Here is a 13,909-nt window from a genome sequence, read left to right as displayed (position 1 = left end):
CTTTATTCACCTATTTATCTTGTGTGATATTCTTGCTGACTTTTCTGTCATTGCTTCTTTTTGCGTGCTGACGTTTACCTCGATATCGAGTGTCGTCCAGGCAGCGTTTAGCAATAATGACAGGTTGCCGAGTAGACGGAGTAAGGAGTTTACGTGTGAGCGATAAAAGCCATGAAGATATGATGACACCAGACGGGAAGGTGAACCCGATCGACACCGATTATCAGGTCGGTCAGGACAACGTTGCCCTCAAGTTTGGCCCGTTTGGCTTTGATATTCATAACCGCGTATTTATGGTCGCGGGGTTGGTAATTATGGCCTTTGTGTTTGTGACGTTGGCTTTCCAAAACCAAATGGCCCCGATTTTTGAGCAGATGCGTGCTTGGTTAACCGCAAATCTCGACTGGTTCTTTCTTTTAACCGGTAATGTCTTTGTCATCGCTTGTTTGGTGCTAATTGTCTCACCACTAGGCAAGGTACGGCTGGGGGGCACTGAGGCCAGACCGGATTACGGCTATGCTGGCTGGTTCGCGATGCTTTTTGCCGCCGGTATGGGCATTGGTTTGATGTTTTATGGTGTCTCTGAGCCACTAACCCATTTCCAAACGGCGTTACAAGGGACCGCAACGGGTACTGATGGTCTACGTACCGACTGGGCACCTTTGGGGGCTGCTGCCGGTGATACCGAAGCCGCGCGTCGGCTGGGGATGTCGGCAACCATTTTTCACTGGGGCTTACACCCTTGGGCGATTTATGCCGTATTAGCACTCGGCTTGGCATTGTTTGCTTATAACAAAGGGCTTCCTTTGACCATTCGGTCGGTATTTTATCCGCTGTTTGGTGAGCGTATTTGGGGCTGGACCGGTCACGTGATTGATATCTTAGCTATCGTCGCGACGCTCTTTGGTCTTGCTACTTCGCTTGGCATTGGTGCATCACAAGCATCCGGTGGTTTGCATTATTTGTTTGATACACCATTGGGGGCCACCACTGAAGTCTTGCTGGTGATCGGCATTACTGCGTTGGCGATCTTTTCGGTCGTAGCAGGTGTGGATAAAGGGGTAAAGCGTTTATCTGAGATCAACCTAGGCCTGGCGTTCTTACTCCTCCTTTTCGTGATTATCGTCGGGCCAACGTTAGCGATTCTGACCGGCTTCTTTGGTAACCTCGGGGCGTATTTACAGAACCTGCCGGCGCTGGCTATGCCATTTGGCCGAGAGGATGCCAACTTTACCCAAGGTTGGACCGCGTTCTATTGGGCATGGTGGATTTCTTGGTCTCCATTTGTGGGTATGTTTATTGCCCGCGTCTCACGTGGTCGAACCGTTCGCGAGTTTATTACCTGTGTGCTGCTGATCCCATCCGCCGCGAGCGTATTGTGGATGACTTCATTTGGTGGCACCGCGATTAACCAGTTCGTCAATGAAGGGTATACCGCAGTGGTTGACGCAGAGTTGTCGCTGACCTTGTTTGCCATGCTAGAAGGGTTGCCGTTAGCAGAGATTACCTCGTTTATCGGTATTATCTTGGTCATTGTCTTCTTTGTTACCTCGTCTGACTCCGGCTCTTTGGTGCTAGATACCATTTCGGCAGGCGGGAAAATGGACGTACCGGTATCGCAGCGCGTTTTCTGGGCAACCTTCGAAGGCCTGGTCGCGATCGCACTGATCCTCGGCGGCGGGCTTGTTGCGTTACAGGCAATGGCGGTTTCGACGGGCTTCCCGTTCGCGGTGGTCTTGCTGGTGGCGACGCTCTCCTTGTTTAAAGGCCTTGCTTCTGAGCCGCGTGCAAAATAAAGAAGTGTGCTAACTGCTTGATAGTTAGCTAAGATAGAAAAGGCAGGCTTTCGAGGCTGCCTTTTTTTATGGCAAGTGATACGGCACACTGTGTCACAGCCAACGGACATTCTGATTCACTGTGTCCTACCACGATATTATCGCACGTTTAGGTGAGCGCTATGGAAGCTGAACAAATCGAGATTGCAACATTTCTTGCACAGTACGCCCCATTTGATTCAATGCCCGAAGAGGTGGTCGCAGAAGTGGCAACCAGCATTGAGATCAGTTATTTCCGTGCAGGCACCGATATTTTTGCTTACGGTGATGAAATTCACGACTTGGCGATCATGCGTAGCGGCGCTGTCGAGCTGTTTCGCCGTAATGGCACCCTGTATAACCGCATATCCGAGGGCGACATTTTTGGCCAAATGGGTCTATTGATGAACAATCGTGTGCGGATGCCAGCGAAAGCGATTGAAGACACTTTGATCTATTTTATTCCGGAAGCAACGTTTAATCGCTTGTTTGATGATTTTGAGCATTTTGCCGATTTTGTCGAGGTGGAAGATAGAACACGCTTGCGCCAAGCGGTATCAAGCCACAATGAAGCCAATGATCTCACCACCTCCAAAGTGAAGAAACTGATTATTCGCGACCCGGTGATGATTGCCAGTACTGACTCCGTGCAATATGCCGCGCAAGTGATGTCGCAAGAAACCGTCTCATCGATTTTGGTCATGGGTGATGAGCCCAATCCAGAAACAGGGCTCAAACCGGTACTGGGGATTATTACCGATCGAGACTTGCGTAACCGGGTGTTAGCAGAAGGTTTGCCTTATGAAACGCCGGTTCAGGAGATCATGTCGCCACAGTTGATTACCTTGGATCATAATGCGTATATTTTTGAGGCCATGCTGACCATTCTGCGCTCCAACTTGCACCATGTGCCGGTGCTACAGCACGGTAAGCCGATTGGTGTGGTTGCCTTGTCTGATATTGCACGCTACGAGTCGCAAAACAGCTTGTTCTTGGTGGCGAGTATTTTCCGTCAGCAGTCGGTCGAGGATTTGGTGATCTTATCTAAGCAGGTCAAAGATTGCTTTGTACGCATGGTCAATGAAGATGCCAACTCGCATATGATTGGCTCGGCACTGTCGGTGATTGGACGCAGTTTTAAGCAGCGTCTTTTAGAGCTTGCCGAAGAAGAGTTGGGTGAGCCGCCTGTGCCTTATTGCTTTTTGGCGATGGGCTCTATGGCGCGTGATGAGCAGCTGATTGTTACCGACCAAGACAACGCAATTATCCTTGATGACAACTACGATCATGGCCAACACAATGCGTATTTTGAAGCCCTGTCTAAGCGCGTCTCTGATGGCTTAAACGCATGTGGTTATACTTACTGCACCGGTAATATCATGGCGACCAACCCCGAGTGGCGTAAAACGCTGAAACAATGGGAGCAATGCTTTGCCGATTGGATAGATAATCCTAGCCCGCGTTCACTGCTCGACAGTAATATTTTCTTCGACTTGGATGGGGTGCATGGTCGCACGAACTGGGCCGAGCAACTTAAAGCTTTCGTGGGTCGTCGCGCCCGTCGCAATAATCGCTTTTTGGCGTCCATGGCGCGTAACGCCTTGAACCGCACTCCACCATTAGGCTTTTTTAAAGATTTTGTCATGGAGCAAGACGGTCGCCACAATAATTCGATTAACTTAAAGCGGCGTGGTACCGCACCCTTAGCCGACTTGATACGTGTTCATGCATTGGCGACCGATTCGCGCTCGCAAAACTCGTTTGAGCGTTTAGACGATATTATCGAAGCAGGGATCTTACCCAAAGGCCGCGGTCCCGATCTGCGCGATGCGATGGAGTTTATTTCGATGGTCAGGATCCGTCACCAAGCATTAGATATAGAAGCGGATCGTGAACCTGATAACAATATTGAGCCAGAGAACTTATCTGACTTTGAGCGCCGTAATTTAAAAGACGCCTTTCAGATTTTAAGTAATGCCCAGAAATTTTTGAAATTCCGCTATCAGCCCAATCGGTCGTAAAGGAAGGATATGTTCCACTTTAATCTTAGGAAAAAAGAGGATGCAGACCAGGTAGACTGGCGTGCGATGCTAGACACGAAACGCGAGACCGTGCAGCACGAAACCTTGCAGGCCTTTTATCAGCAAGGATGGGTGTCACCCGACACGCCCGTTTCGCAAGTGCCGTTTGTGGCGCTTGATTTTGAAACAACGGGGCTCGATAGCCAGCAAGATGCGATTGTCAGTATTGGCTTAGTGCCTTTTACTCTCAATCGTATTCGCTGCCAACAGGCACAGCATTGGATTGTGAACCCCAACCGACCACTTGCCGAATCGTCGATTGTCATTCACGGCATCACGCACTCCGACATTGTCAATGCACCGGATTTTTCCCATGTGATTGAGCCACTACTCAGCGCGCTGGCCGGTTCAGTGGTGGTGGTGCATTATCGCCGGATTGAACGCGAGTTTTTGGATCGTGCGATAAAAGAGCGGCTAGGCGAGGGCATTATTTTCCCCATGGTCGATACCATGGAATTAGAAGCCTGGAAGCATCGCACCGGCAAGCGTAGCTTCGCTGACTGGATAGCCCGTCGGCCGCCGGAATCGATTCGCTTGGCTGACAGTCGGCAGCGCTATCAGTTGCCGTTTTATCAAAGCCACCATGCGCTTACCGATGCAATCGCCACTGCCGAACTACTACAGGCACAAATTGCACACGACTTCTCGCCTGATACACCCATTAGTGAGTTATGGCGATAATAAACAAAGACACAATGAACGTTTCTCGTGTGGTTTCCGTATTCGTCGACAAGGCGTATAATTTGCGTGCTACAAGCCAGTGACGGAAAGTAAGAGGAACACAAATGACATTGATCCACGTAGTAGAGGGGCTGGCATTCGGTCTCGGGGTGCTGTTGTTATCATCGTCGGTTGGCTTTGCCTATTGGGGATTGACGCTCAAACCGGAAGAAGCAGAAGACATGACAGCGCGTAAAATTGAGTTGGGTTTTTACGCCGGCGCGTGTCTGGTTTTTACGCTATTAATCGGGTATTGGTTGAGCGTGTAAGTTCATCGCCTTAAAAAGTGAGCCCAATAAAAAAACCACCGAATCATCGGTGGTTTTTTTGTTCTATCGTCTTGGCATTACCAAACGTCTTTATCGATTTGCTTATCCAATTTCGGGAATTTGGTACGATCAAAGGTCGGGTTTTTACCCGCACGACGCTGGTCTTCGTAGTCTTTCATCAAGGCGAACGCGACGCCAGACAGCAGCGCAATCGCGACCAAGTTAATCACGGCCATCATCCCCATTGATAAGTCAGCAAAGCTCCAAATCAGTGGCAGATCCATCACCGCGCCCATCAGCACCATTGCGAGCACCGCAATACGATACAACAAGATGGCTTTACGACACTTAAAGATATATTCGATGTTCGACTCGCCATACGAATAGTTGGCAATGATCGAGGTAAAGGCAAACAGCAGAATCGCGATGGCGATAAAGGCAGCGCCCCAATCACCGACTTGGCTGACCAAGGCTTCTTGCGTCAGTGCAATACCTGTCAGGCCGCTCTCAGGCTCAAGCATGCCCGAGATCAAGATAATCGATGCGGTCGCGGTACAAATGACAATGGTATCGACGAAGACACCCAGCATCTGAACGTAGCCCTGCGCGGCAGGATGATTCGGCTTGGTAGTTGCCGTTGCCGCAGCATTAGGGGCTGAACCCATACCGGCTTCGTTTGAGAACAAGCCGCGTTTAATCCCTTGCATCATTGCTTGCGCGATCGCATAGCCCATGGCACCGCCTGCAGCCTGCTCCAAGCCTAATGCGCTTTTGACAATGGTTGTAATCACGGCGGGAAGCTGTTCGATGTTCATGGCAACCACGACCAAAGCAACCAATAAATAAGCCAGTGCCATAAAGGGGACAATCAGCTCTGCAACGCGTGCGACTGAGCGCATGCCGCCAAAAATAACCGGTGCGGTGACCAACGCCAGACCGATACCGACAGCGAGATCATTAAAGCCAAACGCGGTGTCCATGGCTGCGGCAATGGAATTCGATTGCACCCCGTTAAAAGCCAAACCAAAGGCGATAATCAAGCAAATGGCAAATGCAATCCCAAGCCAACGTTGACCCAAGCCTTTTTCGATGTAGTAAGCCGGGCCTCCACGGTAGGTTTTGTCGTTGTGGTTCACTTTGTACGCTTGCGCGAGAGTGGATTCGACAAAGCTGGTGGCCATACCCACCAGGGCGGTTAGCCACATCCAGAAAATAGCACCCGGGCCACCAAGATACAGCGCCACCGCGACACCTGCCATATTCCCGGTGCCGACACGCGCGGCAAGACTGGTACTGAATGCTTGGAACGACGAGATCCCGCCTGATGCGCCATTACGGCTGTCTGCCATCAGTTTAAACATGTGGCCAAAGTTACGGAATTGAATGAAGCCTGATCGCACCGTGAAGTACAAGCCTAAGCCAATCAAAAGATAAATCAGTACGCTGCCCCAAAGGAGGCCGTTACCTGTATCGACTACGGACACAAATAGATTTTTAAGTAGTTCCATCATTAAACTCTGTTTTGTCTGTTGGGAGACGCCTTGCACGGTTGTTGCTCGGGCCATAACCCGATGATTACCGAATGCGAGGGTCGACAACCACTGTCCTTGTGAGATCGCTGCCATCCATGCAGGTGAGCAACGCGTCACTCGAGAAAGTCATGCATCAAGGCCTGATATGACGAGTGGACGTTGAGTCTGCAACAGCATTTTGAATCCATGCTCGGCTGTTGCCAGAGTGCGCTTTGATTAGCCATGCCGATGTTTTAACGCACCGGTACACTAATTGGAGCACGCCGGATAATACCGATATTTGTGAGACAAAACACTATATGATTAGCGAAGTGTTGGTTTTTTAATCGGTTGCATGTGTTAATAACAGCACTAAAAACTGTAACCAAAATGTAATGCTTTGCAGGCTAATTGCTTGATGTTAAAGCAGTCCAGGTTCAAGGAGGTAAATAATATAGCGTAAATAATGACTATTTATTCACATTGTCAAGACTGAACAAAATGTGATCGACAGCACGTAATATCAGCAAAATCGAGTGGTAAGCATGCAAGCCATTCGGAAACGCCAACCGTTTTTGTCAGAAAAAGTAGCGGCCGCATGCCTAATTGATTAGGGAGGTGAGTTTTTTTTCGCCAGCAGATCGCGTCTCACCATCTCAATCGCAGATAAAGCGGTATCTGGATCAATGGCATGGTTTTCGAGCAAGTAAATAAGATCGACAGCGAGTTTGACGTCATCAGGAGCGTTTTCTAAGGCGCTTGGTGTCGACGCGTGCGGGTTAGTCATGATACCTCCGGGCTGGATGCAAAATCAGCAAAGTGAATAAGGGCCGCTTGAATGAGTTGTTCGTGCAACGGCACCAAACTGGTGTGCGAGTCATGGTATCCGCCACCAATCACCGCGGCGACCGGAATATCATGCTTGGCACAGCGTGAGAGTACCCCGCTATCGCGTTGATAAATGCCCTCGGTCGATAACGCCAAATAGCCAAGCGCATCGGCTTGGTGGACATCGACCCCCGCATCATAAATCACCATATCAGGGCGGTATTGTGCGAGGGCGAGATCTAACAAGGGCAAAAAAGCGCTGAGATAGTCCTGATCGCCTGTGCCTGTTGGCAGGGGCAAGTCCAAATCGGAGGGCGGTTTGCGTGAGGGAAAATTTTTCTCGCAATGGACAGAAAACGTCACAATATCGGGGTGGTCGGCGGCCAAGGCGGCGGTGCCATCGCCATGATGTACATCACAATCGACAATCATCACCTTATCAATGCCTGGCTGGGTGAGCGCATGGCGGGCGGCAATCATCAAATCATTAAATAAACAAAAGCCGCTGCCAAAGTCGTAGTGCGCATGGTGATAGCCGCCGGTGAGATGAATAGCAAGGCCTGAATCCAGAGCGTGATCGACCGTCAGTGTGGTGCCGCCGAGCGAGGTTAAACTGCGCGCGATCAATGCGTCGCTCCATGGAAAACCAATCCGACGCATTTTGACTAAGGGGAGATCCCCTGCCAGCAACTGACTGACATACGCGGGATCATGAACAGCATCAATCACTTTCCGAGTGGCCGGGATCGGTTGATGAAATTCAACCGGTAACGCCAGGCGTTGTAACCGCTCAAACAACAATCGGTATTTTTGCAAAGGGTAGCGGTGGCCGTCGGGAAGGGGAAAGTCCGAGTACACCGGATGATAAATCAATGGCAGCACGTATCTCTCCTGGTTGAGCGCTCGGGTTTGACGCTTGGTGTGAGCTGAACGTGAATCACGATTTTTTTTCACGGTAACTGATCGTGGTTTCGATACGCTCTCGCGCCTTGGTGCAGCGTGCTAGGCGTTGTTCTAAGGCAAGCACTTGTTTTTGGTACTGCTGACGCACCGCAGGGGTCGATGCCATCTCGACGCTGGCATTGGCGTCTCGGAGTTTATCGGCCAGTCGACGCTCCCAATCTTGGTGCTTGGCTAAGTCTTGATAAAGCTCACCAATCGCCTGGCGTCGTGGCCCGCGTTTGGCTTGCTCTTGCTTACGTAACGGCTGTGTCGCCAGTTCACGTTGTAGCGCGGTGATTTGCGATAACAAGGTGTCGCAAATATGGGTCGCACGTGCATCGGTCAGCGCCCCTTGTTGGTGATCGCGCTGCATCACTGCCAGCAATCCTTGGGCTTCGTTCACACAGGGTGTGAGCAATTTGCCTTTGCAATGAAAAAGCGTTGTCGCGAATAAAGGTGCGCGGGCTTCGCCACGGCGTCGGTCGACCTCGGCGGCTTGATTGGCCAGTTGCTCAAGGTGTTGGCACATTGCATCGATTTGCGCTTTCATTATGGGTCTCTCAGTCACGCACAGCGGCGACGATAACGGCGATTAAAACCAAGCATCAACGGCCAGTTTACCGGCTAAAATCACCACCGCGGTCACAAAAATAGGTCGAATAAACTGACTGCCAAAACGAATCGCGGAGTGGGCGCCAATAAACGCGCCTAGCATTAAGCATACGCCCATGGTCAGCCCGAGTGCCCAGTTCACATGGCCCAAAAGCGCAAACGCCACCAATGAGGTAATATTACTGGTGAAGTTCATCGCTTTCGCCAGTCCGGAAGAGAGCAAAATATTCATCCGATAGAGCGACATGGTAGACACCGTCCAAAACGCGCCCGTACCCGGACCGGCAACGCCATCATAAAAGCCCAACGACAGGCCTTGGCTCCATTGCTTCATCGGTAGCTTGGAGCAGCGCGCGGGGAGCTGGTTGTTATCTCCCTTAGGGTGGGGATGCCAAACGGTGTAAATCGCTGCCACAAGCACCACCACGGGGATCGCTTTTTCTAACCATTCAGTGCTTAGCACATCAACCAGTAAAGTCCCTGCGGTTGCGCCAATCAAGGTGCCCCAAAACGCGTGTTGCCAAAATAAAGGCGAAAAAAGACGTTTTTTATAATAGGTAAAGGCGGCGGTGCTGGAGGCAAAGGTCGCGGCCAGTTTGTTGGTACCTAACGCCACATGGGGCGGCAAACCCAGTGATAACAGGGCTGGAACAGTCAGCATGCCGCCACCGCCGGCGACGGCATCGATAAAGCCGGCGACAAAAGCAGTCAGCCCTAGGATCACTAAGGTCGAAAGATCAATCAATTCAAGCATAGTCACTCGTTAATTTAAGGTTCGATCACGCGTTTGAATGGCGGCAGCGAGTCGAGTAAAGATTGGCCATATCTGCGGGTGATAATGCGCCGGTCAAGAAGCACTACCTTACCAGAATCTTCCTCTTTGCGCAGTAGACGACCGACTGATTGCACCAGCTTTTTACTCGCTTCTGGGACCGCGATTTGTAAAAACGGATTGCCACCGCAGCGTTCAATATACTCCGCGTGAGCTTCTTCCACTGGAGAAGTGGGGACCGCAAAGGGAATTTTCGTAATAATGAGATTAGTCAATAAGTTACCGGGCAAATCTAAGCCCTCGGAAAAACTGCCGGTGCCAAAAATTATACTGGTTTTGTCCGCACTGACTGCTTGCTGATGGGCCTTTAATAGCGCCGTGCGTGATTGTGTGCCCTGACAGAGCAGTTGCCAGCCGCGTTGTGTGACCGTTTGCTCAATGGCTTGGGTGACTTGTTTCATCTGCCAATAAGAGGCGAACAATACCAAGGACGCTCGCTCGCCCTCTAGGTGCTCAATAATTTTCTCGCTCAGCGCCGCCGTAAAGGCACTGGCTTGCGGCTCACAAGGCATAGTTGGGATCACCAAGCGCGCTTTATTGGCGTAATCAAATGGCGAGGGTAAGGCTAAATAACGCGAACCGTCGCTTTCACTGAGTCCGACTTGGCGGCAAAAATAGCTAAAGCGATTCAGGGCGCGCAAGGTCGCAGAAAACAGTCCAACCCCGGCGGCGCGAGACCAGAGCATTTGATCCAGACGCCAGCCTACTTCTAAGGGAGAGACATGCACCCAAAGATCCCCCTCGCGCTCACGGCAGGCTTGCACCCAACGGGCAAGCGGTGCGCCTTTATCGGCATTCGGTTGGGCCATTAAGGTCCAGACTTTTTCTAAATTTTCTAACCGTTGGAGGAAAAACGCGGTTTCGGCGAGCGCCGGATCAGCCAGTTTGGCAGAAATGTCATTTTCTTTCAGACGCTCATTGATCAAATCATGGATCTTTCCCAATGCCTGATGGGCTTTTTTGCTCGCGGTTTTAAGCTGTTCACTGGGCGCAATCAGGGCTTCGGGCAGTTCACCGTCGGCAAAGCGATAACAACCGTCGTCGTTGAGCGACAGTTGACTGAGCATGTTTTTTGCCTCGCGTAACCCTGGGATCAGGGTTTGTATCGCCTCGAGTAAGCTATCAACAAAGCGGTGTGCGCGCGTCATATCCGCGGTATTTCCCAACTTGGTAGCGGCTTGGTTCAGCTTTTCTAGCCAACCGACCACGCCGAGCAAACTGGCACTGGCCGCTGAGAAGTCACGCGCCACCGTGGGAAGGTGGTGCGCCTCGTCAATCATATACAGGCACTGCTCTGGCTCGGGCAAGATCACCCCGCCGCCGAGTTCGAGATCGGCGAGCAGCAAGCTGTGATTGACCACCACCACATCGGCTTTATCCATTGCCTCGCGTGCTTTGGCAAAGGGGCAACCACGGTGAGCGGGCAGGCCAGCATGGCAGGTGTGTTTGTCAGAGGCGATCGCTTGCCATAGGTGATCGGCAATCGGTTTGGGCCAGCTGTCGCGGTCGCCATCCCATTTTCCTCGACTCAGGGCAACGTAAAGATCATTCAGCAACAATTGCTCTCTGCGCTTGGGTTTTTGAGCAAATAGCGCCCCTTGGATGCTCTCGGTCTCTGTCACTGCACTCAGCTTGTGTGCACAGCAATAGCGCTGCCGCCCCTTGGCCAAGATAAAATCAAACGGCTTGGGGCAGATACGATGAAAAAACGGGATATCTTTATCGGCGAGCTGCTCTTGCAACGCCACGGTTGCGGTCGACACCACCACTTTTTTATTGTTGTTAAGCGCAAACGGAATCGCGCCCATCAAATACGCCATTGATTTGCCCACCCCAGTGCCGGCCTCGGCCACCAGTAGCCGACGCTTGGGGTCATAATCACCCGCCAAGGTTTTGGCCAGCTCTGCCACTAAATAGTTTTGAGCTTTGCGCGGAATAAAGTGGGGAAGTTGGTCTTGTAGCGTCTGGTAGCACGCGCGAATGTCTGATTTTACGGCAGGGCTGAGCATCAACAGGTCCGAGTAGTAAAGGATAAGCCCCAGTATAACACGGGGAAAAAACGTGAAAACGATCGCGAAATGTAAGTTTTCCTTACAGATATGAGATCTTGGTCACGAATTTAATTTGAACCATTCGCTGCTATCTTGCTGATCTGCCGTTTGATTAACAAAAAGCCGTATTTAAGCTATTGATTAGTTTTTTATTCTAAAAATAAAATAATAAAAAGCAGTAATCAGAATTTTATATCGCAAAGGGTTGTTGTTAAATTTCATCAACGCACACTGCTAACGAGGTTTAAACTGTGATCTTAGTTCATTGATGTTTCCTATCTGTTTGTTTTTAAGTGTTTTTTGTCTATTTTGTAATGCGCTTCCAGCCAGTTGACAGAACCTCAAATGTTCTGCACGATTAGCCACGAAGTTTCAGTGAACTGGCATTTTGTGCTTCGCAGCGTTTGCTGCTGATAACAGAGTGACAGTCACCATAAAACAGAGTTCCATGAAGGAACTCATAATGACTAAATAGAAAAGGCAGTGGATTAACCATGAAAAAGACTATTCTAGCAATGGCAGTACCAGCTCTGCTGGCTGCTGGCTCAGCATCAGCAAGCATCAACCTGTATGACGCAGAAGGCGTTAAAGTAGACGCATCAGGTGCCGCTGAAGTTCAGTATATCCAAGAAATCGGTAACAATCGTGACGGTGCATGGAAGTTAGACGACGGCGACTTTGCGATTAACACTGAAGTTGCAGTATCAGATAAGCTTTCTGTTATCGGTGCAATGGCATTTGAATTTGAAATGAATGATGCCAACAGCAACGACAACCAGCTTACAGGCGAAAGCCGCTCGAACGTCGAAAACGATGAGCTATATGTTGGTTTTAAAGGTGATTGGGGTCAGTTTACTGCCGGTCGTCAATACCTACTGATGGATGATTCTGGCATCACTAAAGATTACGAGCTATCAGCAAACAGCTTTGGTGCAGACTATGAGCAAGCTGCTCAAGTTGGTAAATACGTCTACGACAACGGCACTTTCTACGGTGCTGCGACCTATAATGATAAAAGTGATGGCTTTGACGACAACGGCGTTGTAAACGGCACGGAAGGCTATGCTGGTGACGGTGATGACGTGCGTGTATATGAAGCGCGTCTAGGTTATCGTTTCGCAGATGTTGACGCACGTGTTTACTATCAAAAAGCAGACAATGTTGGCCGTGATGGCGACGATGACAAAGATGCATACAACTTTGAAATCGAATATGCGGGTATCGAAAACGTTGGTTTAGCGGCATCTGTTGGCCGTACCTCTTCGGACATCGACGGTGACGATACTGACACTGACTATATGTCTATTGCTGCTGACTACACCATGGGCAAAACCACCTTTGCTGTTGGTTACGACAACAAAGACGAAGAAGGTAACACATCAGACGTTAACGGTTACTATGCAAACGTGACTTATGCACTGCACAGCAATGCGCATGTATACGCAGAAGTTGGCGACAGCGACGGTGATGACCAAGACTTTGGTTACGTAGCGGGTATGGAAGTTAAGTTCTAATTGAGCTTAAACCCTATTGCTAAGTTGTAGCACTGATTATGAAAGCCGCCTTAGGGCGGCTTTTTTCGTCTTACCGTTGGAGTGACAATGAAGAAGTTAACAAAAGCCGCATTGGTACTGGGTGCACTGATGGCATCAAGTACCATTCATGCAGCGGAAATTACCTCCGCCCGTCATATTGAATTTTTGGTGGTGGATGGCAGCAAAGTCAGTTTTGACAACTGGGCGCCGCAGCAGACCATTGAACTTGCTAATGGCACCCACCAGTTGGTGATGCGCTTTGATGGCGAAGTAAAGCGAGGAAGTAAAGAGGTGATTTTTACCTCGCGCCCGTATTTGTTTGAGCTGGACGTTGATGGCCGCGATGCCACCATTAACATTGATACCAACCTAAGGGTGAAAACCCAAGCGACCAGCTATTTTGATGATAACCCACAATGGCAGGCTGAGTTTGATAATGGCGAGGTAATGCCGTTAGAGGCCGTCGAGCTTAAAGGTGATGGCTTTGGCGCCTACGCCGATATGGAAGCGCTGGTGGCCGAGTACAACCGCGAGAACGGTATTATTATCGACCAAGGTGAAAGCAAAAACCTTAACGACGTGTTAGTCGAGGTGGACGACCAAGGACAAGCCTCTATTAAAGGCGATGCCTTGTCGCAGCTTAAGCTTTGGTACACCAAAGCCAGCGACCAAGAGCGTAAAACCTTCCGTCGTTGGATCATTGATCAAGATTAA

At 50.2% G+C, this 13,909-nt stretch carries 12 protein-coding genes; 6 read left to right on the top strand and 6 right to left on the bottom strand.

Features of this window, described 5'->3' with window-relative positions; translation table 11 throughout:
- Nucleotides 1-179: 179 nt before the first annotated feature.
- The 4 genes from BZG75_RS00695 to BZG75_RS00680 all read left to right on the top strand — a co-directional run bounded on the left by BZG75_RS00695 (nucleotide 180) and on the right by BZG75_RS00680 (nucleotide 4,884).
- A complete protein-coding gene (locus BZG75_RS00695) occupies nucleotides 180-1,796 on the top strand; it encodes a BCCT family transporter (RefSeq protein WP_242413565.1) in 1,617 nt (538 codons plus the stop codon).
- 161 nt (nucleotides 1,797-1,957) lie between these two features.
- Nucleotides 1,958-3,835, top strand: a complete 1,878-nt coding sequence (locus BZG75_RS00690) for a DUF294 nucleotidyltransferase-like domain-containing protein (protein WP_021022499.1) — start codon at nucleotides 1,958-1,960, stop codon at nucleotides 3,833-3,835.
- A gap of 9 nt (nucleotides 3,836-3,844) precedes the next feature.
- On the top strand, nucleotides 3,845-4,576 hold the full coding sequence (locus tag BZG75_RS00685; RefSeq protein WP_077575881.1) for a 3'-5' exonuclease: 732 nt from the start codon (nucleotides 3,845-3,847) through the stop codon (nucleotides 4,574-4,576).
- A 104-nt stretch (nucleotides 4,577-4,680) separates the two neighbouring features.
- The gene (locus BZG75_RS00680) at nucleotides 4,681-4,884 is read left to right on the top strand and encodes a hypothetical protein (protein ID WP_021022497.1); all 204 of its coding nucleotides are present in this window, start codon (nucleotides 4,681-4,683) and stop codon (nucleotides 4,882-4,884) included.
- Nucleotides 4,885-4,961: 77 nt separating this feature from the next.
- Here BZG75_RS00680 and BZG75_RS00675 read toward each other — a convergent pair whose 3' ends face one another.
- The 6 genes from BZG75_RS00675 to dinG form a co-directional block, all read right to left on the bottom strand.
- The gene (locus BZG75_RS00675) at nucleotides 4,962-6,392 is read right to left on the bottom strand and encodes an alanine/glycine:cation symporter family protein (protein ID WP_077460143.1); all 1,431 of its coding nucleotides are present in this window, start codon (nucleotides 6,390-6,392) and stop codon (nucleotides 4,962-4,964) included.
- Nucleotides 6,393-7,005: 613 nt separating this feature from the next.
- The gene (gene rsmS, locus BZG75_RS00670) at nucleotides 7,006-7,182 is read right to left on the bottom strand and encodes a pleiotropic regulatory protein RsmS (RefSeq protein ID WP_077460144.1); all 177 of its coding nucleotides are present in this window, start codon (nucleotides 7,180-7,182) and stop codon (nucleotides 7,006-7,008) included.
- Entirely contained in the window at nucleotides 7,179-8,105 is a 927-nt protein-coding gene (locus BZG75_RS00665) for a histone deacetylase family protein (RefSeq protein ID WP_077460145.1), read from the bottom strand. Before BZG75_RS00665 ends, rsmS begins: the two co-directional genes overlap by 4 nt.
- Nucleotides 8,106-8,160: 55 nt before the next feature.
- Nucleotides 8,161-8,715 carry a primosomal replication protein gene (locus tag BZG75_RS00660; protein WP_242413560.1) on the bottom strand — a complete coding sequence of 185 codons (555 nt, stop codon included), beginning with the start codon at nucleotides 8,713-8,715 and terminating at the stop codon, nucleotides 8,161-8,163.
- A 42-nt stretch (nucleotides 8,716-8,757) separates the two neighbouring features.
- Entirely contained in the window at nucleotides 8,758-9,531 is a 774-nt protein-coding gene (locus BZG75_RS00655) for a sulfite exporter TauE/SafE family protein (protein ID WP_077460146.1), read from the bottom strand.
- A gap of 14 nt (nucleotides 9,532-9,545) precedes the next feature.
- Nucleotides 9,546-11,618: an ATP-dependent DNA helicase DinG gene (dinG, locus tag BZG75_RS00650; RefSeq protein ID WP_077575880.1), complete on the bottom strand. Its 2,073-nt coding sequence runs from the start codon at nucleotides 11,616-11,618 to the stop codon at nucleotides 9,546-9,548.
- 536 nt (nucleotides 11,619-12,154) lie between these two features.
- Between dinG and BZG75_RS00645 the strand changes: the two genes are divergently transcribed.
- Together BZG75_RS00645 and BZG75_RS00640 are read left to right on the top strand one after the other, a co-directional pair.
- Nucleotides 12,155-13,174 (top strand): porin, encoded by a 1,020-nt coding sequence (locus tag BZG75_RS00645; RefSeq protein ID WP_077575879.1) that lies wholly within the window; start codon nucleotides 12,155-12,157, stop codon nucleotides 13,172-13,174.
- 87 nt (nucleotides 13,175-13,261) lie between these two features.
- Complete coding sequence (locus BZG75_RS00640; RefSeq protein ID WP_077460149.1) at nucleotides 13,262-13,909, top strand: YccT family protein; 648 nt, start codon at nucleotides 13,262-13,264, stop codon at nucleotides 13,907-13,909.

Origin of the sequence: Salinivibrio sp. AR640, from assembly GCF_001995405.1 — a bacterium.
Lineage (GTDB): Bacteria > Pseudomonadota > Gammaproteobacteria > Enterobacterales > Vibrionaceae > Salinivibrio > Salinivibrio costicola.
Note: the sequence above shows the minus strand (reverse complement) of the source record. Positions and strands in the feature narration are given on the sequence as shown.